The sequence below is a fragment of the Pseudomonas sp. Root401 genome (assembly GCF_001425105.1).
Taxonomy (GTDB): domain Bacteria; phylum Pseudomonadota; class Gammaproteobacteria; order Pseudomonadales; family Pseudomonadaceae; genus Aquipseudomonas; species Aquipseudomonas brassicacearum.
Map to the genome: position 1 here is coordinate 262,306 of NZ_LMDO01000034.1, position 19,315 is coordinate 281,620.

The following is a 19,315-nucleotide window of genomic DNA, read 5'->3' on the forward strand; positions in this document are numbered from 1 at the left end:
ACATGGCAGAAGCTATCGCAGAAGTCGAAGATCAAGAAGCATGGATAGACCTCCTATTCAGCCGCTTTAAGATCGAGGTCGCCCAAGACCGGCAGCCGGCGCTGTTTCGTGCCCTGGATAGCTATGCGTCCGGGGTTAATGAGACCTCCGCGACACTCTATGCGAGAGCCATTCGACGCCAGTTGCCTCAAGAAAACTGGGCACAGATCATCCACCTAGCTACGAATCACGAAACAAGGTTCTATCGAAATCCAGCGGTGATTCAGCTTGTCGCGGACTGTGCACGTGGGTTCGTTCGTCCACGCATCCTTTCCGTTGGCTGCTCCACTGGCGAGGAACCCTATTCGCTGGCATGTGAATTGTCAGCGCAGGGATTCGCAAACTACCTAATCCATGGAACAGACGTTTCTGAGCCTTGCATAGCTACGGCGACAGCTGGCATTTACCGCACCAACGAAGCTATTCCAGAGCGGTTTGCTACTCGCTTCGATGGTGGGCAGCGCATGAGGTTCGGTTGGATAAAGGAATTTGTTTCATTTGAACAACACAACATTCTCGGCGAGCGGCCAATTGAGTTTGCATCGCCGAACGTAATCATTACCCAAAACATGCTGATCTATTACCGCACAAAAGCGCGCCTCCGAATTCTCGATAGCTTGTCCTGCTTGTTACCCAGTGGCGGATACCTGATTACCGCCGCAGCCGAAGAAGCAAACTGGAAGCCCGCCGGCTTTGACCGCATACATTCTCATGCAGCAACCGTATTTAGGAAGAAACCATGAACCCTGTAAAAGTGGCCCATTTGTCCTGGTTGCGCGGCCCTATCGTGAAATACATCGAGCGCTGCAAACAGGCAATGGTGAGCATTACTGATCTTCGGGGCAGAATCAGCAATCCTCCAGCAGGCGCAGAACCGGTCTGGTTCGTGAATCAGAAAGAGAAGCTGGCCGTCAGCGAAGAGGAACTAAAGCATCTGCTGTCATGCATCTCGTCATCACTCGATGTAGTGAACAGCAACGGCGGGTACACGCTTGCCAATGAGGTTCGGACACTCGCGACCGTCGCGCTGACAAACATGGACGCTGACCGGCAGGACAAGGCGCTATTAGCGATCCAAGCAGCTCTGAACGTGCTGCCAAGCTACATCGCAATGGTGATCGAAGGTGCCCAGGACGCCCCAGGTGTTCTGCTCAAGTACATCAACGAAATGCGCACACTGCGCGAAGTTCCGCCGCTTGAAGACCAAAGCGCACTTCCGGTCAATTTGAGTTTCGGCTACAAGAGCCCTCCCCTGCACGAAAGCGACTGCGACCTGAGTGAGCGGGATCGGATCTTCAAAAAGGCGTCTAGTCAGTTCTGTCTGCTGTATGCGGAAGCTGTAAAAGAGTCAGCAGAATCTGCCTGGATGGAAATGCGTGACCACATGCGAGAGTTGCAGCGGGTGACTAACGATCCCGAGCTGGGCTGCAACTGGTGGGTGGGAGAGGCAATTATCGATGTGATCATTGCCGACAACTGCTACTTCCCGCCTGCCATGATCAGCGCCCTTCGTGTAGTCATGGTTGCCACACAGAGATTGCCTCAAGGTGAGGATGCTGCAAAGAGCACTTTGAGCCCGGCAAAATTTTCCTCCCTGCTGAACGCCCTATCCATAAGCAGGAAAAAAACTGCAACCTCAACGGAGGTGATCAAGCATTTCGACGTGAAGCAGAACGTCGAAGAAGAGCGGATCTCACAGCTCCAGGAGCAGCTATCCTCGCAAAGCGTCAAGAGCATTACAGACGTGATATCGGAAATCCGGCCACGACTGGAATCCGCGATGTTTGCATTCGGGCGGGCAGCTAAGGCTAAACAGCAGGGCTTTGAAATCCAGGTGCAGGCGTTTGATCAATCGATGCGCACCATCGCGAACATTTTCGGTATTTTTGACCAGGGTGAGCTATCAGAGGTCAGCTTCTATCTTGCTGATGCAGTGAAGGGTCTAAAGAGCCCAGCCGACTTTACGCCAGAGGTGGTGGAGACGGTCAAAACACAGATCCTGTTCTTGGATTCCAGGCTTATCAACATGCAGCGGAACGAAGCTGCTGATCACCTGCAAATACAGAACGTAACACCTGATGTAGTAGATCGAATAGCAAATGAGACGACTGCTGAACTGAAAAAAGTCAGCCACATGATTGCCACCAACGTTGAGAGCGGAGTCGGCCCAGAAAAGCTGCTCGCTGCGCTGGACTCACTTCGTGAGTTGGCCCGTGTGTACGAGTTCGCAGGGTCGCTATCGATTGCAAAAATCCTGTCCGCAATCGTGAGCGTGATCAGCGCCGAGGTTCGCGAGGGTATCCTGTCTGAATCGCCCAAGCTGATTTCAGCCGCGAGAGCGTTGGTGGCTGTCGAAATGTACCTCCAATACATCACTTCGAAAATGCAGCCGCCATCATCACTGATAGACGTGGCCAACTCTGCCGTAGCAGACATGGGCATGGACACGGCTGAATTCAAAATCGTCAGCCACAGCGATTTGTTGGCGAAATTCGAGGCAAGCGCTTCCGAGGAAGACGGCCTTGACGCGCTATTGCGGGAGATTTTCGACGTTCGTCCGAGCGTGGAGGAACTTCAAAAGGCCAAGCTTCCGCAAGGTGGCGCGGTGCTGAGTCAGTTTGCAGCCGCAGGGTTGCGCCTTGAGAACGCAGCGCTGATGAAGGATGAAAGGAAGTTTGCGGAACTGTGCCGTTTTTCCGCCGAGCTTGCGACGATTCTTCCGGGCCGAGTTGACGACCCCGCGTTCGACACTCCGGCAGCTTGGAAGTCACTTCGTGATGCTTGCGAGAAAATCCTTCGCTGCATGGACGATTACTCGGCCAAGGGCAAAATCAATCTGTTCCTTGTAGACTCCATACGCGAAGTGGCAGCATTCCTGGGTACAGTTGGCGCTAGCGAAGCCGTCTCTAACCAAGCGCAAGCACCGACCACTGCTGCCGAGCTGTCGGAGTCGGACTCGTTTGCACGGCCCGTCCCTGATGGCTACGACCAGCAACTTCAAGAGCTGTTTGATGAGGAATTCTCCGAGCAGCTAGTACAACTGCGTGCCTATCTACAGGTGCCAGGCTTCCTCGTTACAGACCGAGAATGTCGGGTAATCCACAATATCCACGGCTGCTCCCTCTCCGCGTCGTGTATGCCTATCAGCACACTATTCGATGTACTTGAAGCTCGATTCTTCGCCTTGAAAGGCAAAGATGAATCGCTCTCTGTACAGCAGGCTGCTGACTTTGCTGTGCTACTCGATGATGTCGAAGCTTTTCAGAAAGAATTCCCCTGGACACCCGATACGGATGCCCTACCCCGTTGGCTGGAGATAGCCGGCACCCTTACCGGAGCATCTGTCGAGCAGGACGATCACACTTCAGAACCGGAGTTTGAGGCTGCTGCGAATGCGCCCGAGCCTTCGAGTTCTTCCGGCCAGACAGCCTCCGAAGAGGTAACCCCCCCTACGTCAGCTGATTCCGTAAGTCATGCTACCGGGCAGACCACGACACCTCCGCCACAGTCTGAAACTCCAAGTTCTGCCGATCTAATGGAGCCCGATTACGATCTTGAACAGTACGACCTGTACCTTTGCGATGCAGACGATGTAATCCCTGAACTTCAACGCAACATCCAGGCATGGATGACGGACATGAGCAATCGAGAGGTGATTGTCGATATCCGCAGGAACATGCATACACTCAAAGGCGCCGCCGCAATCATCAATGCCTCTGGAATTCGGACGCTCACGCATCACATGGAATCGCTGTTTGATGCCATGTCTTCTGGCGCAATAACACCAGATGAAAACTGCGCGACACTCACGACATTCGTTCTCAATGAACTGATCACCATGAGCGATGCGGTTCGCAATCGACAGGCTTACCGGTCACTGCCGGCGCTCAACGAGTTCGTAAGCGACGCGTGCGATATATGCAAAGTAGATGGGGACACGCTGGATCAAGTGATTCGCTCGTCATACTGCGCCGATGAGGCCTTAGCCGTCCCGGAAAATGAATCCGAGCCGCAGCTTCCCATCACTTCGATCCAAGACGCTTCGACCGCTCAACCATTCGTCATCGAGCAAGAAAATGAACAGGAGTTACGAGCCGAGGTAGCTCAACCTGCCGTCGCAACTGTCATCGCATCCGAATCATCAAAGGTTCCTGACACTGACAACCTTCCAAGCGTTAGCGATGACGATTCAATAGATCAACCTGAGCGGGCTGGTACTCGCCGTGGTTATCGAGGTATGCGTAACCGGGCTGTAGGCGAGCGCCAGCAAAACTTTGAGAGCCGGCAGGCACGTAAAGCCGTTGCAGCCGAAGGGATCATCGTCGATGCTGAATTCTTGCCAGCGGAACCAGACTTCACGGAAATCGTAACCGAAAACCGCGAAATCAGCCCACAAGTGCAGAGTCTCATTCACCGCGCTCAGGAGAGCGACCGCGAGTCTACTCGCGCCAAGCGCCGGGGAGTGAAAGGCAGCGAGAAGATTAAGGTCGAGCTTCAACTGCTGGATAACTCAGTAAAACTATCGAACGAACTCAAGGCCTCGTCGTATCGCCAAAACACACTCAACCGTGAAATGCAGCTTTCGGTCGTGGCACTGCGCGAGAAAATCTCGTTGCTGTTGATGCATGCAAACAAAACGACTGTTCAACTGCGGCATTTCAACAACATAACCAACACCGGTAGTGGCTACACCTCAGCTGAGCCTGCGAACGACGACCAGAGGCTATATCTGGAGCGTTTTAACCACCTGTCACACGGGCACACCCAGTTGATCGCCCAGCTTGAACAGTTGCTTCAAGACTCCACCGACATTGTGTCGCAAACCAACGTCATCGATAGCACCTACACCTACCACACCGAAGTGGTAGCAAGCCTGCAACGTGACCTGCTGCTATCTCGTTTAGTCATGTTCGACAACGAGAAGCCCAGCCTCAACGGGGCTTTGGTTAGCGCGCTCCAGATCAGCCAGAAGAAAGCCGATCTGCAAATCCTCGGCACGGAAACCCGCATTGACCGCCAACTGCTGGAGTCCATACGCGACCCGTTACGACATGTGGTCACCAACGCCGTCGCACATGGCATCGAGCCAGAGTCCGAACGGTTGAAGCTAGGTAAGCCTGCTTCGGGCAAGATCACTGTCAAAGCCAGCCGTAGAGCTAAGTCGCTGGTGATAGCCGTTACAGACGATGGCCGTGGCATTGACCCAGTAGCTATCCGCGAGAAAGCTGTGAGCCTGGGGCTTATTAAAAGCGACGAACGCTTGAGTGAACAGGAAGTGTTACACCTCATCACTGAGTCCGGCTTCTCAACAGCCAGAACCGTAAGTGAGCTTTCCGGGCGCGGTGTGGGCATGGATATTGTGCGCAGCAAGATTGGTGCGCTTGGTGGCCATCTGCATATCCAATCTGAGATCGGCAAAGGAACGACCATTTCCTTGGAGCTTCCACTGACTGTTGGCTCTAATCGCGCTCTCGTTTGCCGCATCAGCGAACAATGGTTCGCGATACCGACATTCAACATGGTGCAGGTATTGGACTACCCGACTACGGAGCTGCTTGCCATCAAGGCCAAACCCGGACAAGCAAGCGTCATGTTCGAGGAAAAAACCTATGATGTGGTGCATCTGGCTGACTTGATGGCGGTGCCTGACCTCAAGTTACACAGCGCGCATTCCGCTAGCCATACGTCGCTCGTTCTGATCGACCAAGGCAGCACAAGATTAGCTATCGAAGTGGAAAGTGGCATTTCCATGCCGGAAATTCATGTCACGAAGTTCGAAGGGATCTTGAGCAGCGTGAAGGGCATCATTGGTAGCACCGAAGTGCATGACGGCACCCCCGCCCTTGTGTTGGATGTGATTGAACTGGCCCGTCTTAACCTTAAGATGACGGACGCCGGCTACAGGGCGAAGCTGTTCCGTATTCGGCGCGTGAAGCGTGAAGCGAAGCCTCTTGTTTTGATCGTGGACGACTCAAGCAGTTATCAAAAGCTGCTGACGAAACATTTCCAGAATCTCGGCTGGGATGTGGCATCTGCACACAACGGCCAGGACGCTCTAGATAAACTGCCGACCTTGAGCGCCCCTACCCTTTTCGTGGTTGACGTGGAAATGCCCCGGATGAACGGGTTACAACTCACAGAGCGCCTTCGAGCCCTTAAGCACTTCGACAACACCCCAATAATCATGCTCACCACACGAGCCAACCTACGAGAAAGCGCCTTGAATCTAGGTGTGAACGAGTTCCTACCAAAACCCTATGACCAGTCCGCACTCAATGAAGCAGTGCGAGCAGTTTGCCCCACAACTGAAACAGAAGGTGCAGCATGAGAGTTGGTATCGCCACAAAGAACGGCACTCAAGCCAGCATCATGTTCGAATTGCTGCAACCACTCTTTGGTGACGTGAAGGTCTACGATGAAGCGGCAATGGATCGGGGGGAGTTTTCTCAGAGCAATGTCCACGTAATGATCATCGACTACTCAGTCGAATCCATCATGGAAATAGAGTGTGTCTTGGACATGATCGACAGCGATGAGCCCAAGACAATCCTCTCTGAAAAGCAATTGTCACCTCTCCAGCATGATGAGAGGTTGGCTTGGCGTAAGCGAATTGTGGATCAGATCATATCGCTTCTGCCTGACCTCGCAGGCGATATCAACACCTCTAAAACCGCGATTCATGGCAATGACATTTGGGTGATCGGATCGAGTACCGGTGGCCCAGACGCTCTGAACACCCTTCTGGGGGCGCTGCCGAGGCTGCCAATCTCCTTAATCGTGGCGCAGCACATCGGTAGTGACGGCGGCTCAGTTGCTCTACAGAAGCTACTGAACAGTCGTCAGTCAGGATGGATTGTCGAAATTGCGACAGATGGCATGCAACTGAGGCCAGGGCACGCCTATATCGTTCAGCGCGATACGGCGGTATCCATAGAGGGCGAGAGGATCAGCACCCGCAGCTTTCAATTACCAGACCAGCCAAGCCCTTCGATCAATGCAAGCCTTCGCTCAATCCGCAGGTCTTCATCGGGCGGGGTTGGCGTTATCATTTTGACAGGGCTTGGTGATGACGGGACGGCTGCGCTGAAAGAAATGAAGCACAAGACCTTGATGGTGCTGGCGCAGGAAACAAGCGACTGCGCAGCACGCTCGATGCCTGATGCTGCCCGACTGGCGGGAGTTGTCGATGAAAGCTACGACGCAGCCGGGATAGCCAAGAGACTGGCCAAACATTATCGCGTCGGTGTGTTGTAACTAGAGGGGGCGAAAGCCCCTTCTTCATTGAGAAAGAAGCTCGGCGAGAACCTTGGCCTGATCGTTAATACAACGCTCGAACATACAACCTAAGATGGTCTCAGCTACTGGGTAATCACGCTGTACACGGCTTCGAAGGAAGCTGATTTGGAGGTCGTGTTGTGTCGGGTAGTCCAATTGCCTGAACCGCACCCTACTGATAGTAGAGGTGCCGAGCTTCGACGTTACCTCCAACTCGTTCTCATTGAGCAAGGTCGCGAACTGCTTCAACGTCGGGCCAGTCGTAATCTGTCTGCTATTCATGGGTACTCCTTCATAGTCACCCACATTGTGCAGAAGCAAATTCTGTGTCATCGCGAGCTACCAAAAAAACCGCGCATGCGCGGAGATTTCGCCCGCTTCTGCCCTCCCTACCATTGAAAGAATCCCGCGCATGCGCGGAATTCAAAACACGACTCAGGAACAAGGCGAGGATGGCGTACAGAAGCCGAAAATCTCGTCGTAAGTCTTACAGCAGACCACTGGCAGCCACCATACGAACGTATAGATGTGATCTGGAGCAACCGGGCCTAACAACATCTGAGTATCCAGCAAAAGGCTACCTGGACTGAAACCAACAGTGACCATCGGGGAAGTCTGCTGCAATTTCCCGATGCTCATTGATGTGTCAAAAGGCAGGGAGCCGAGCGCATTACGTGCAATGTGAAGCGCACGGTACGCTGCGATACCGGCAGCCACGATTGGGTTGTCTCGCGGGGTGGCCATTTGTCTGGGATAGAGCGGCCCCCACTGCGTGCCAATGCATCGTTCCAATCCGAACATATTCCCTATCGTGGCGCCCAGGGTCGAGCATTCGAGGTCTGTTGGAGGAAACATCAACCAATCGCGACAGCCGGTGTTCCAGGCAGGGTCACTCTCAGTCGTGTATAGCAGTCTGGGAAAACAGTTAGGCATCGCCTGATTGATCTGATTGGTCGCGGCGCCGATCAGCTTGTCTGTTGCAACTGAGCACAAGCTCGTGCTGAGTATCGACTTCGTAGCTGGGCTGGTCGCAGAGTCAACACCGCACATTTTGCAACCCTGACCAAGCATTGCAATGTTCACTGCCCAGTCGGGAATCTGCCATAGCCGAACATGCATGCTGGTGTAGTCGTTATTATCTACGCCAGCTGACAGCGGCCCAGCGACAGGCTGACCGAGAACCGTGTCCCCACCCCCCTTTACAACCTCACACAGAACTGTCGGCTGGTAATGAGACACAACCATGTAGTCTTGGCAAAAATAGCAGCAGGGGCTGAAAACCTTGTACTCCAGCGTTATTGGATCAATCGTAAGCAACGTTGCAAGGTTCACACCTGCTGCTCGGACTTCCGGCGTAAACACGCCCAGGCCCATAGCTGAAACGGCCATTGCTGCGGCTGAGAGTTTGTTGAAGCGGCGGCGGGTAAGTTTCATCGGTTCGATCATGGGGATTCCTCTAAGCCTCATACTTGAGAGTGGAAACCCGATGACCCCCAATCTGCACATGGTTCGGCGGAATCGTGATTGCGATCCATATAAAATCTTTTTAGATCGATTTCATGAGGTGCGCCGTGTCGCAATTTTTAGGCCTAATTCTCCTTTTGCTGGGTATGGGAAGCTTCTTTGTTCTTTGGCTGATGAAGCTCAACAACCGTTCGAAGGTCGTTGAAACACAGCTTTCCGAGCCTGAACCAATCAAACCTGCCAGAAGGTTTGCAAGCGCCTCAGCCTACTCACTTTCTCCGTCAAATGCGGTTAAGGGGGTTAAGGCCGCGCAAGAGCCCGCTGATGAGGTTCTATCGCCGGAGCCTCACGCCAAGCAGGCCGGGGCGGAGAATTGCGCTCAGAGTGAAAATAGGGCGGCACCGGATGCTGATGATCCTACTGCCGCAACACACCTAGAAATCGCTACCCATTTTTTTGCCATGGCCGACTTTGCTGGGGTCGTAGACATGTGCCAGCTGGTTATAGACAACGAAGCAGCATCCTCAAGTCAAAAAGAAAGCGCCGAAGCACTCAAAGGCAGATGCGGTTAGGTTTACCCTTGCATCTGGTGCCACACTTCTTTCAACTCTGGAATGTTTACAAGCTTCGATTGCGCCTTCTTTTCCATGCGGCTGATATTTTGTGGCGAGGTGTTCAGCAACTTCGCCAGCTCGGCAACCTGGATCACTTCCCCTCCACCCAGGCCAGTTCTTCGAGTGAGGATGAAAAAATCGCGCTCACTCAATGCAGCCTTAATCAGCCCAACGACGTAGGCAGACTCGCTTTCTTCTTCTAGATCGGCAACAAAGTTGTTGTTTTCATCCGCAATAAAGCTGTGCATGCCAGAGTCTTCGCCCTCGGAATTGGACAGACTATCCATGGACATAGCGCCATTCCCTTGCAGGTAGGGGCGAATACCCTCTAGCTCAAACAAGCTGATCCCCGAGGCCTTGCAAACGTATTCATCACTGGCATTTGGAAGGTCAGCGTATACGGCACGCACGCGACCAAGCATCTTGTGGCTACCCTCGGGAAGGCGGATTAACTCCTGCTGGATAAGGCTGCGAATGATCGTCTGTTTGATCCAGGTCACTGCGTAAGTGCTGAACTTCATCCCTTTTTCAGGCGCGTAGAGGCTGATGGCTCGACTCAGACCCTGGTAAGCAGCGGAGCGAACCTGATCGAAGTCTGATGCGAAGTTATGTTCATAAGCGACCTTCTCTGCAAGTCCAGCATTGATCATCGCAAATGTGCCAGAAAGCCGGTCAATGCGCTGATGGCATTTATGGAATGCCGACCAGCTGGCCAGAAGCTCCACGACCGGTACGCCGGTAGCTAAAGCAACGTTAGCGATTCGCTGCTGACGCTCCAGGACACCAAACCGAAACGCTCGCTTCGCCTTGGCTGGCATGATGGCTTGCACATATCGATTGGCGCCAAAGCATATTGCCGGCAACTTGTTGGACAGCCAAAATTGCTCGCAAAGGCTGTGAACCGTGGGCCGGGCAAGATGCATTTCATCTGCCACGTACAGGACAAGATCGCGACAGGCAGCGCTGAGGTCACTGCATCGGTTACGGAATGCATTGGTGGCTTTTGCCAGAATCATGTCGTAGGGAACGAGCTGCGCGAGACTACACCGGAGTGCATCCAACGCACCGTTGTAGAAGAGGTCGCGCTCTTTGCTGTCAAGTGCGGCCATTGATGCCAAAGCGCTCCGCACACTACCAATGCGCTCTCTAGCCAGCTTCGAAAACAATGCGTCAGGAATGCTGCCATGACGCACCCAACGACCGTCTACGCAGATCAACGCCACCGCCTTGTCTGCTTTGTTGTCCTTACTGAATGCTGCCTCAACATCAGAGAGCAAGTCTGCGATCAATTCACGATCACAAGCGAAAGCACTCATCTGGTCAAGGGTCAGTTGGAAGACCGTATAACCGAAAGCCTGCTCCTGCTCCATGGTCAAGCGCAGGCCCTGTCGAGGTGTTGCAGGAAAGTCCGCAAGTGACGGAGGGATTGCAAATCCAACGGGGGCAGAGACGCTTGAGAGATTGGTTTGAACGGTCATGGGTTGCTCCCATCGAATTTGATTGATGGGAGTAATCTTCAACCCTATGGTGCTGTGTCATCGCCGGGCAGGAAAAAAAACAAAGAAGAACTGGCTAATAAATGAGCAACCCGCTTGAGGGCATGCACTGACTGGCCAACAGCTACTTATCCACCGATTTGCTCAGAGTTTCGGTGGATAACTTCTCATCAAAATAGCCCAGGCGTCGCTGATAGAATCAGGCCCAGAGCCTTTTGGCGATCCACCTTAACCGATGCCTTCTGGATGAACCTCACAGCATCACCAACGGCCCGACGTGCTATTTCAGGGCGCCCTAGCTGCCGGGAGATAACAGAAAGCGTTAGGTACGCCTGTAAACGAACGTCATCAGATTTATAGTCGTAGAAGTCCTGCAATGGGGGGTAATCCCCACCCCCGACTCTGATAGCCATCAAGATTAGCTTCTTGTCATCAGCGCTTAGCTCCTTCCCTCCGTTGTAGGCGTCAATAACAATTGCGCCAGCATCTTGTTTCAGGCCAGCCATTGAATAGCAACTCGCGACATACGCCAGCATCGAAAAACCGCTTGAATCAGGAGGTGACTCAAGTAACACAGACCTCAACGCGGAAGCTCGTTCTAAGTCCCCCGTCCGTAGCAGGCCTGGAAGCTTCACAATTAGCGCATTCGCGTATTGGCCTTTGTCCTGGTCGTAGAGGTCATCCAGTAATGTGTTTAGCTGTTCGTCGCCCATGGACTGCGCATTGAGTCTCACGATCCCGGATAGCACCTCTGACCGCAGGGTCTTATCTTCGATGGATAATGCCGCCTTGATACGTTCTTGTGTAACAGGGGCACCACCGTGTAGAAGTGCGCCGGCATCATATGACTTTGTAATCGCCGGATCGCGTTCAAAGCCCTCGGCATCCGACGCGTTTGCACCAGCCGCACCGATGCCGAATGCCAATATCGGAATTGATCCAACATCATTCTCTGACGTGGCCACAATCTCAGCACTCTCCGCCGCTACGGCAGGCTCTGGCGATGCTTCGGCCTTGGCCACTGTATCGAGGCTAGTCACATTCGTGCTGCTTGCCTGCTCGACGGGCGTAACTGCCTTATCAAGATGATCTTCAATCTGACTATCCGCCGCTGTTTTCGAGCGGGCATCAGGCGGAACAGCTTTTTCAGCCGCTCTCTTGGCGGCGATACGAGCAGTTGCTTCTGAATAGGTGCTTTCAGCAAACCCTTTTAGGCATTGCGAATCGAGCGAGGCTGCGCAGAATGCTCCTGTCGGATGGACAAGCCAATCTGGATTCTTGGCTGCGCAGCCGCTGAGTACCGGGATGGCTAGAGCGCAGGCTATCGCCTTTAAACGAAAAAGGCCGGTCATGGCTTAGGAAGAATAGGAGAGACAGTGGCGCCGGACTGCTCAGCGATAGCCAGTATTCGGGCAGATAAGCAATCGTCATCACCACCGACGAACCGGAAAATATGGGTGGAACGCCTACCAATGTTTTCTGCAAGCGCGTCCTCAGTCAGCGAGGAATCCAATAGGATAAACGCTGTAGCCGTTTCTCTCGCATAGTCAGAAATGACCTGGGCGCAAGCGTCATGCTCGATGGCAAACAAGCATTGCGGAAGCCGATTTGCAAAGATGATCTTTAAGCACCCGTCTGCATAACCCTGATCAACACAGCTACCGGCAAAGGCCACCTTGAGCTTTTCTTGCGGAGTCGATACATCACTGATGAAGTCGCCCATTGCGCGGGCCAGATCATCGCTATACGAGCCGCTGGCAACTGATAAACGAGCACCATGGGACAACAGCTGCGAATAACGATCCCTATGCGCAACGGCCTGCATAAATATGCCGGCGTAGAGCAATCTGCCCTTTCTACGAGACCAATCTTGAGAATCGCCCCCGACCTGTCCAATCCCGTCAACCTCTAAGCGAAATAGCTCAGCGTCTTCTAGACGCAGGAGGTATGTACGGTAATGCTCATCAACGCCCCTAAAGCGTTCTGAATGAATGAAGTGTGCAAGAGACGGATATCGGGCCGGACGCCCAGTCTCTTGCTCGATGTAGCCGTGAAAAGGCATTACCTCATACGGGTCAAACGTTGTTCCTGGACTCATTCCAAATCTCTACGGTTTTCAGCCAATGTTGTGCAGCAGCGCGCATGCCAATTGGATAAGCGTCTGATCCGCTAATGGTCGAGCAGTATTTCATTGCCTCTGCCTTCCTTCCTGAGTCCGCGTTACCCATCAAACGGCTCGCGCAATGCGCGTACCACTCTTTTACCTCTGTTTCGTTTAGCAGTGCCGGCTCCAAACGCCTGATCAGCCGGTCTCCTAGAGCTGTGATTCGCGAATCATGTGCAGTACGCACCAAGCCAGCCCATTCAACTCTCGGTGACGCGTGAAGCCTATTGAGTAGATGACAGTCCGATTCAAGGTACTCTGCCCCATATAGCTGGTAGTCCGGGTCGCCTTTGAGGGTGTTCTCAGAAGCGCCTGAGACTTCCATCAGTGCCAGACAAATGTCGTGCTGCAAGGAAATCTGTGCTGCATTTCGCTTGATCGTGGACGCGTCTATACGAAGCCGAGAGGCTGTTTTGCTATCGATTACACCAAGAGGACTGACAAAAGGAATCCGGTTTAGGTTTACCCTAATAATTGGCCTATCGCTCTGGTGAGCTTGCGTCCTTATAAACCGAGTGACTGATGCTCCAGCATCTAGCACCAGATCGGAGAGGTCGCACTGTAGATCGACCATGTAGATGATATTGGCGTACTGCGGATCAGTACCTAGCGCTAGGAAAATCCCCCAGCGCTCATCCGCTAGCAAATGCTCATGGCAGATGAATACAGGACGCAATGCGGCAAGACTATCAATCTGACCATCGATGAGCCCGCATAGTGAGCCAATCTGAGCTGGCGCCGAGTGCGCCACAGCATGCGACATGAGCTTAGGACTGGACGACCAGATCGAACGTGCGAGAGCAAGAACCGTGTCTGCTCTGGAAGACCGCTCGTATATCCGTTGTACTAACTCACGCTTGCGCTGCTCCCCCCACTCTACAGGCAGCTCGAAAGGCATCGTGGTGGGACGCAAGAGCGTTATCGCCCGACAGACAGTGAGCAAATCGATGAAGTGAGCGCCGTCAGGGGCCAGAGTGTTCGGAAGCGTACTCAGGCTTCGGTACAGCGAATAACGAATGAAATGGTCAAGGGCCGAGGTATTCCCTATCCCAACGTGCAACGTGTTAGGCCGGGCAAAAAGCTTCTGCGCCGTGCGCGACCAATCGTATTCAGTCACACCTGTGCTGAAATCCAAATCGAAACAGTCAAGCTGCTCAACATTTTCAGGAAAAAATGCAACGTCAGCCCGTAGGGCTATACGCTCGCTGTACCGGCTGCTATCGACACCTCCACAACTCAACGAATCAAAGGATACAAGCTGACCTTGAGAGGGGGTGCCTAAGTATTGGCCATCATAGAAATGGATTGTTGAGGTCATGCTTGGGCTTCAAAAATGCGAATGCACAGCCCAATATCAACGATGTGCAGGTTGCGTTTCCACTCAACTGGGGTGCAAACGCATCAGGTGGGGATTACTGGCCAATAGTCACTCGTTAGAATGATCACCACCCACATGCAACCACGGGCTCATCGCATGGGCAGTCCATGTACACACATCGCATTCGCTCTTAAAGACGGCATTGTGCATCTGTGCCTGGACTCTTGCGATGCGGCTGACGCTACGGCTACATCGTTGTGCAGGGATCATTCACTTGAAGCACCCCGCGCACCTGTAGCGCAAGATGACCTGTCGAACATCCAGAATTTCATTATCTGCAAAGGTTGTGAGGCCCGCTTCAATCTGCTCGGCTATAGAGCGCATTATGCGCCAGCACTTGCAGAATCGACGCAACACCCTGCTCAACTCGCGCTCTTCTGAGGCTTTCCAGATCGTCGCAGAGCCTCACCGTTGAGTGCCGGTGGCTGTGTGGAGGATGCGTGGGAATGGTGTGCGAACGCCCTTCCATTAGGATTGATGGCGTCAAGGCGCTGCACAGGGTTGAGGATGATATTCGCGGTCAGGTTGAGATCGGCTCAGGCTGCAATGCCCAAGCCGAACCACGCGCCGCCCAGAGAGCCTGTTCCGAAACGGAGTTGGGCTTCGCTCGTCTCAACCGCCTCGAAACTTGCACAAGCCTACTGGATCAGGAACTATTCTTTAACTGTCATGAGCACCGTTGTCTTTCCGTCAACAACCATCACCTTTGGCTTACCAACCTCGATAATGGACGTATCAGAAAAAGCTGCGTTATCAATGACCGGGAGGACGTTAACCCCGCAATCGAGGCGCCCTTTTTCTTCCAACGCTTTCAGGGTAGAGACCTGCCCCACCACTTCCACCTTGTATTGGCCATCTGCGGGCTTTTCCACTTGTCGCAATGTCATGACCATGCCAGTGCGATACTCAGCCTCGCGGCAAATATCCTTTTTCCTCGCTTTGTCTTGTACAGCCACCGTATAACGGTTGGCATCCCGAAGGTCGAGGGTTTGGCGCTGGTCGGAAAGCTGATACTGGTAAGTGACCGGCTCATGACTGCCTTGAGAGACAGCGATATCCAGTGTGGCCGCGTTAGCTGAGCTAACGCCTATCAGCAGGCAGAGTGCAAGTTTACGCATTCAAATTCCTATGAGCAGTTGATCGTGCTCGCAAATTTTTGGGCGAGAATCCGGCCAACATGCAGTTCTTTCCACCGCATATCGGCTTCTGCATTGGCTTCCACGTCGTGTACGCGAAGGTCAACCACATCGACTCCCACTGACTCGGTGCATGCCGGAAGCCCGTAACCGTCCGCAAGGACTTCAAATAGCAACTCAGGCTTGCCTTGCGGGTAAACGGGCTCCATGAACGTGAACAAGCGTTCGTACCGCGTGACGATATCTGCCAGCAACTCATGGACGAGGCATGCGGGGAGTTCTACATAAAGGCGGCGGCTATCAAGCTTGATCACGCAGGCATTCATTTGTTTGGTGCAACCCGTAATTCGGCGGTGTGTTGGATTTGGCTTCCGAAGGACACTTTAACGGGCTGATCAGACTGCTCCATCGAAAAAGGCACTACGACCCGATCCAGATAAACTGGGGGATTAGTAGAGCTTTCCAGGTCGGCCTTTAGAACGTACATGTGATCAATGCCAATGCACGAAACGAAATCCCACCCTTTCACCCCTGGCTGACTTACGCGAATGAAGTAGCCCTCGGGATATGTGAAATGGTCACCTTGCTGAACGATACCGTTGGTTTCTGTGCCGAGCATGAAGGACTTGTATTCCTGCAAATCCTTGGTGTAGACCCTACCACCCAAGGCTAGTGGAATACTGAGGGTAACCGCTGTATCTGGTTGTCCATCGCTTTTTAGATCAATGCCGATATCAAGATGATCATGCCCCATAGGAATAATCCCTTTAGGGGTATAAACCTCTCCTTCCCGCCACTTGCCTGCACACTGAATAGCTTCGCTCGTGTAGAACTTTTCAGTGACATGCACGGTGCCCGAGTGGGCTTTGGACTCATAGCTGTAAGTCGATACAGCTGGCTCCTGGGGCGCCGAGGCGCAGCCGGCAAGCGTGGCAATCGCCAGAGCTGCCAAGGTGAAATTCCGCATTAAATACCTGCCTATCCTCCCCTTTCCAAACCCAAACAGCACCATGCGTGGTCAAGCGCTGTACCTGTGACTGGCGCATTCAGCGTCACAACGGATGGACTATCGTGCCCATTCGCCAAAATAGGCCCTTTCCAAACCCGAATGATAGGAATTGAAGACTTGGGGCCTGGCATGCTGCGTATTTGGTTGATAAGGGTATGAGCTGACGTGTTCGGGACGAACCCGTCTTCGAGGATAAGCAAACCTGACCTCGGGTCTAGGATGCAACTCAATAAGGGGGCAGTTGCGCGCACCGCGAGTGTTGAGTGCCCGAGCATATTGAGCAGCAGCGAATAGCGAAAGGCAGATTCAGGATAGCGGGTGCCCACAACGACGATCATTTTCCACAGCCTTCTTTATGTCCCAGGGGGATCGGTTCTCTCAGCATAACGAGTAACAGCAGCCAGTTGGCATGCAACCAACGCTGGAATGCCTTCAAAATAGATTCTCAGCTGAGAGGGTTGATATGGACGAATACAACGTCGGTTCAGGTATGGATAGCTGGCCAGTGCCAGTGCTCGTCATCACCCAAAAAGAGAAGCTGGTCAAGCTGTCGCAACTGCCCAAAGCGCTTAAGCAAAAGGCGTGGGCAGAAATCAAAACCAACTGCCCTCCCCTTGCAGATTTACTCAGAGACGAGGCATTGCGGGAGACTGTAGAGCGCTTTGATGCCGATATCTTTATCGATGCTCACTTAGCTCCGTGTCTCCCCCCCGAGCCGCTGAGGGGTAGGAAAACCTAGCAGCTACGGTACTCACCTGTCAGTCAGAAAGGGGAGCTGCCAACACTGTAGACCTCGCCGCGCTCCAAGCTTCGTTTGAGCTTTTGGAACGCTGCTCGCTTATCTGCGGGTGACAGCACTATGGCCGGTGTGTCAGATACTGAGTACAAAGGCGACGCATCCAAGCCACTATTCTCAGCTATGGGAGCTGGGGCGCTGGAAGCTTTCTTCGCATCGATTTGACTTAGCAGGTCATCGACTGAGCCACCAGCATGGCCGTAGGCACTAACCAGCAGTTCTAGGCACTCGTCAGTATCAGCCCCTGCGAGGTGTGGCTTGGTCTCCAGGAGGGTGAGCATTCGGGTGTAGGCATCCTGGACTTGCTCTGATGTAGGCTCGTGCTCTTTAAGCCACGAACGGGCTCGCTCGGTGTAGGTCTGTTCTTCTTCGCACATATCGAAACTCCGGCTCTGATCGTGGATAACTCATTGGAAACCACAGAGCCGTGTGTCATCGCGAGAGCCCAATAGATATTATCAATTCTGCAAAGCGGCCCGATAGAAGCTGGTCATTCCCGCGCATGCGCGGCATTTCGTCCATCGAAAACACCTTCCAAAACAGATAAAACCGTGCTCAGTCGTCAAGAAGAAATCGCAGGATGACCGCAGCTAACCAACTGTATTTGTTATCTTTTCTGGAACACAGCCGCGATAAAAGCGCATTTAGGCCTTACGCTACGCGAAATCTACACGGAAACGAGGCCTAACCCCTGCCAGAACTCACACAGAAGCGTGGTTTAAAACGCCCCCACGCTAGTCTTTTCCGCGCATGCGCGGATCGCTCAACGACTTCAAAGCTACAACGATGCCCATTGAAAAATCCTGAATTGGCAATCTGAGATACCCTCGGGGGTATCCAGTATGGAATTAAGTTGCAAGGTCAATGCGCTGTAAGGTGAAAGCTTCACCGCGATTGCCGAAAGCTCAACATACTGATCAGCTGCCACTTCTTCTTCTGCGCAAACTGGCATTCCTTTGACTCGAAACTTGGCAAGCTCGCTGGCGAGAGCGGTAACGTCGAAGCCAGGGGATGCCCCATTCGAGGATCGAAGCTTACCCGGCAGTCCATGCTTGAAATTATCGACGCTCGCCCACCTGTCTTCCGGTTTGGAATTAAGCGCATAGCTCAGTGCAGTGGCGGCAAGCGCGAACACGCCGATGGCGCAGAGGGCGTAATTGCGACGTGACATGAATTTCTCTCCAAATGATGCTTGTTGAGTGGTATTTGAGCCTCTTGATGAGTAGCGTTGGGTGAACCGTTGAAGGAGAACCCCAATTGCGTACCTATGTTTGGCTGTCATTGCTAGGAAGCTTGTTTGTCTCAGGTTGTACAAGTGCCTGGATTGAAAACCCGAGCCCGACAACTCGAAATCTGGTAAATGACCTGCGGCTGGAGGGTTTCGACTGTAAAGCGCGACATTCTAATATCGAGTGCATGCAGAATGAGCCGCTGAGAAATAAGCAGCCGGCAAAGTGCGATGCGGAGAAAGGCTGCGTTAAGCAACCCGATATATTGGTCTACAACCGTTACTATATCGAGCAACTTGATAACGGGCTGCCGTCTTTGAAACACGAAATCGTTGAAATAGTTGATAAAAAAATGTTCGGCGCAACCACGGTCAAGGCGGATGAATCAGACGGCCATCAGCGGACTGAGTAGGTCGCTGATAGTAGTATCAAGAGAGAGGTCTTCCGCTACGCAACCAGTAGATGGGAGGTTGATAAGGCGGTGAATAGCGATCCCTACTGACTCATTCGACGGCTCGGTACACAGCCGGGCCAATGTCATTTTTAGCGTAAGTGATCGATCTACTCCGTCTTGATCATGGATAAACTTTAGGCTCGCATGCTCGGTTCCATGCTTGAGTAAGGTGCCTTGGTAAGCAGCGCCTAGACGCTTGGCCATGATGGAAAATATTGGCTGTGCCACCGTCACCACCCAGCATGCCGCCGCCCGATGTTT

General features: G+C 53.1%; 16 protein-coding genes. 6 read left to right on the forward strand and 10 right to left on the reverse strand.

Annotated elements, in window-relative coordinates; all coding sequences use genetic code 11:
* Positions 1-2 precede the first annotated feature (2 nt).
* From ASC85_RS22930 to ASC85_RS22940, 3 genes are read left to right on the forward strand one after another with little or no spacing between them, the layout of a single operon-like run.
* Positions 3-782 (forward strand): CheR family methyltransferase, encoded by a 780-nt coding sequence (locus ASC85_RS22930; protein ID WP_057451487.1) that lies wholly within the window; start codon positions 3-5, stop codon positions 780-782.
* Positions 779-6,367 carry a hybrid sensor histidine kinase/response regulator gene (locus ASC85_RS22935; RefSeq protein ID WP_057451488.1) on the forward strand — a complete coding sequence of 1,863 codons (5,589 nt, stop codon included), beginning with the start codon at positions 779-781 and terminating at the stop codon, positions 6,365-6,367. The genes ASC85_RS22930 and ASC85_RS22935 overlap by 4 nt, the downstream gene beginning before the upstream one ends.
* On the forward strand, positions 6,364-7,293 hold the full coding sequence (locus ASC85_RS22940) for a chemotaxis protein CheB (protein WP_057451489.1): 930 nt from the start codon (positions 6,364-6,366) through the stop codon (positions 7,291-7,293). Before ASC85_RS22935 ends, ASC85_RS22940 begins: the two co-directional genes overlap by 4 nt.
* Positions 7,294-7,317: 24 nt before the next feature.
* Here ASC85_RS22940 and ASC85_RS22945 read toward each other — a convergent pair whose 3' ends face one another.
* Together ASC85_RS22945 and ASC85_RS22950 are read right to left on the reverse strand one after the other, a co-directional pair.
* Entirely contained in the window at positions 7,318-7,596 is a 279-nt protein-coding gene (locus ASC85_RS22945; protein WP_057451490.1) for a hypothetical protein, read from the reverse strand.
* A gap of 153 nt (positions 7,597-7,749) precedes the next feature.
* Entirely contained in the window at positions 7,750-8,760 is a 1,011-nt protein-coding gene (locus tag ASC85_RS22950; RefSeq protein WP_082534454.1) for a hypothetical protein, read from the reverse strand.
* Positions 8,761-8,885: 125 nt separating this feature from the next.
* Between ASC85_RS22950 and ASC85_RS22955 the strand changes: the two genes are divergently transcribed.
* Positions 8,886-9,350: a hypothetical protein gene (locus ASC85_RS22955; protein WP_057451491.1), complete on the forward strand. Its 465-nt coding sequence runs from the start codon at positions 8,886-8,888 to the stop codon at positions 9,348-9,350.
* A 2-nt stretch (positions 9,351-9,352) separates the two neighbouring features.
* Here ASC85_RS22955 and ASC85_RS22960 read toward each other — a convergent pair whose 3' ends face one another.
* The 7 genes from ASC85_RS22960 to ASC85_RS22990 form a co-directional block, all read right to left on the reverse strand.
* The gene (locus ASC85_RS22960) at positions 9,353-10,870 is read right to left on the reverse strand and encodes a sigma factor (protein ID WP_082534455.1); all 1,518 of its coding nucleotides are present in this window, start codon (positions 10,868-10,870) and stop codon (positions 9,353-9,355) included.
* A 188-nt stretch (positions 10,871-11,058) separates the two neighbouring features.
* Positions 11,059-12,240 carry a hypothetical protein gene (locus ASC85_RS22965; protein WP_057451493.1) on the reverse strand — a complete coding sequence of 394 codons (1,182 nt, stop codon included), beginning with the start codon at positions 12,238-12,240 and terminating at the stop codon, positions 11,059-11,061.
* On the reverse strand, positions 12,237-12,986 hold the full coding sequence (locus ASC85_RS22970; protein ID WP_156395698.1) for a hypothetical protein: 750 nt from the start codon (positions 12,984-12,986) through the stop codon (positions 12,237-12,239). The genes ASC85_RS22965 and ASC85_RS22970 overlap by 4 nt, the downstream gene beginning before the upstream one ends.
* On the reverse strand, positions 12,964-14,370 hold the full coding sequence (locus tag ASC85_RS22975) for a hypothetical protein (protein WP_057451495.1): 1,407 nt from the start codon (positions 14,368-14,370) through the stop codon (positions 12,964-12,966). Before ASC85_RS22975 ends, ASC85_RS22970 begins: the two co-directional genes overlap by 23 nt.
* 713 nt (positions 14,371-15,083) lie before the next feature.
* Positions 15,084-15,548, reverse strand: a complete 465-nt coding sequence (locus ASC85_RS22980) for a hypothetical protein (protein ID WP_057451496.1) — start codon at positions 15,546-15,548, stop codon at positions 15,084-15,086.
* A gap of 8 nt (positions 15,549-15,556) precedes the next feature.
* Positions 15,557-15,880, reverse strand: a complete 324-nt coding sequence (locus ASC85_RS22985; protein ID WP_057451497.1) for a hypothetical protein — start codon at positions 15,878-15,880, stop codon at positions 15,557-15,559.
* Between the two features lie 8 nt (positions 15,881-15,888).
* Complete coding sequence (locus ASC85_RS22990) at positions 15,889-16,533, reverse strand: hypothetical protein (RefSeq protein WP_133125567.1); 645 nt, start codon at positions 16,531-16,533, stop codon at positions 15,889-15,891.
* 505 nt (positions 16,534-17,038) lie between these two features.
* Between ASC85_RS22990 and ASC85_RS22995 the strand changes: the two genes are divergently transcribed.
* On the forward strand, positions 17,039-17,314 hold the full coding sequence (locus tag ASC85_RS22995; RefSeq protein ID WP_057451543.1) for a hypothetical protein: 276 nt from the start codon (positions 17,039-17,041) through the stop codon (positions 17,312-17,314).
* An 835-nt stretch (positions 17,315-18,149) separates the two neighbouring features.
* On the opposite strand, the gene ASC85_RS23005 is transcribed toward ASC85_RS22995, so the two are convergent.
* Positions 18,150-18,542: a hypothetical protein gene (locus tag ASC85_RS23005; protein WP_057451500.1), complete on the reverse strand. Its 393-nt coding sequence runs from the start codon at positions 18,540-18,542 to the stop codon at positions 18,150-18,152.
* Between the two features lie 86 nt (positions 18,543-18,628).
* On the opposite strand from ASC85_RS23005, the gene ASC85_RS23010 reads away from it, so the two are divergent.
* The gene (locus ASC85_RS23010; protein ID WP_082534456.1) at positions 18,629-19,012 is read left to right on the forward strand and encodes a hypothetical protein; all 384 of its coding nucleotides are present in this window, start codon (positions 18,629-18,631) and stop codon (positions 19,010-19,012) included.
* The last annotated feature ends 303 nt before the right edge of the window (positions 19,013-19,315 follow it).